General features: G+C 48.1%; 2 pseudogenes. Both read right to left on the reverse strand.

The features are described 5' to 3' along the window. Nucleotides 1–183: 183 nt before the first annotated feature. Nucleotides 184–378: pseudogene (locus tag EDM21_RS24435) on the reverse strand (transposase); the annotation flags it as partial. A gap of 1 nt (nucleotide 379) precedes the next feature. After that, a pseudogene (locus tag EDM21_RS24440) lies at nucleotides 380–565 on the reverse strand (transposase); the annotation flags it as partial.

Consider the following 565-nt stretch of genomic DNA (forward strand, 5'->3'; position numbering starts at 1 on the left):
GCCCAGATATGACGGCTCACTCGCTTCTTAAAGTCCTTGCTTTCCGTACATTGGTTCAAGAAAGAACAAGACTTGCATCGCTCCGGGTTAGAACGGTACACCTGGTAGCCGTCCCGGTTCGTCAATTCGTACGTTAAAAATTCGTTGCTGGGGCAAATGTAAGCGTCGTAGTGCTCGTCGTNTTTCTTTGCGCTTGGAATAGATCCGCTTGTTCCGTTCTGTATGACGCAGATGCTCTGCTTCTTCAAGGTAATCTGCCCAGATATGACGGCTCACTCGCTTCTTAAAGTCCTTGCTTTCCGTACATTGGTTCAAGAAAGAACAAGACTTGCATCGCTCCGGGTTAGAACGGTACACCTGGTAGCCGTCCCGGTTCGTCAATTNTGGTCCATCGCATGCCATGCTTTTCTTTCATGTCTGCAAATACGCGTTCAATCGTTTCTTTGCGCTTGGAATAGATCCGCTTGTTCCGTTCTGTATGACGCAGATGCTCTGCTTCTTCAAGGTAATCTGCCCAGATATGACGGCTCACTCGCTTCTTAAAGTCCTTGCTTTCCGTACATTG

The sequence above is a fragment of the Paenibacillus lutrae genome, assembly GCF_009757775.1.
Classification (GTDB): Bacteria; Bacillota; Bacilli; order Paenibacillales; family NBRC-103111; genus Paenibacillus_F; species Paenibacillus_F lutrae.